The organism is Lactobacillus acetotolerans DSM 20749 = JCM 3825 (genome assembly GCF_001436775.1).
Taxonomy (GTDB): Bacteria; Bacillota; Bacilli; order Lactobacillales; family Lactobacillaceae; genus Lactobacillus; species Lactobacillus acetotolerans.
The window spans coordinates 1-873 of record NZ_AYZC01000100.1; the positions used below are offsets into that span (position 1 = coordinate 1).

Sequence of the window (873 nt, forward strand, 5' to 3'; positions counted from 1 at the left end):
AAACAAAACGGGCTGCTTTACCGGCCATTCTAAAGTCTCTTCGTAGTCTGTGGGCACATGATGCCGAGTTCAGAAAATTAGAATTGAATGGTTTGATAAAGCTATTTATCTTCTCTTGGAGGTTATGATGGAACAAAATATTGTTTTTGGTATTGATGTTAGCAGCCATTCTTCGACTGTCTGTGTTGTAATTGATCGTATTAAACAAGGAGAACCGTTTATTATTTCAAATGACTCCTTTGGCTATCAAAAGCTGCTCGATCATTTAAATTGCTATTTAATTACGCCTTTGGTAGTTTTTGAATCTACCGGTGTTTATTCTCTTAGCTTGCAGGCTTTTCTAGAAGAGAATCATATTAAATATTTAAAGCTTAATCCATTGAAAGCAAAAAAACTAATGGACAATAATTTGCGACACAATAAAACTGATAAGCTTGATGCCTATCATCTGGCTTTGATTGAGTTTTGTGCTCCGCAAAAGTTAAGAGAGCCGCAGCCGAAAGAATATCATGAAATGCAAAATGCCAGCCGCTATTTTGAAGAATTAACTAAGAATCTGATTGTAGTCAAGAATCAGCTGCACCGCAATCTACAGTCAACTTTTCCGCAAATTGAAAGCATTATGTCCAATTCCACGGGCAAAGTATATTGGACCATTGTTAGCTTATTTCCGCATGCTCAATACGTTTTAGAAAGCAATGAAACAAGAATTTATCAGGAGCTACTGTCTATCCCTGGCATAGGCAAACAGAGAGCAAGATATCTGACTGCCAGACTGTATTCTTTAGCCGAGCAGGCTTATCCTTACGATTCCAGAGATAGTATTACTGTCAGAGCAATTCAAAGAAATATTTCTGACCTGTTTTCCTTAAG

The 873-nt window shown here is 37.1% G+C and carries 1 protein-coding gene; it reads left to right on the forward strand.

Annotated features, from left to right (window positions below; all coding sequences use genetic code 11):
* Nucleotides 1-124: 124 nt before the first annotated feature.
* Nucleotides 125-873: IS110 family transposase (locus FC77_RS07715; RefSeq protein ID WP_156641862.1), on the forward strand; the 749-nt coding region annotated here is incomplete at its 3' end.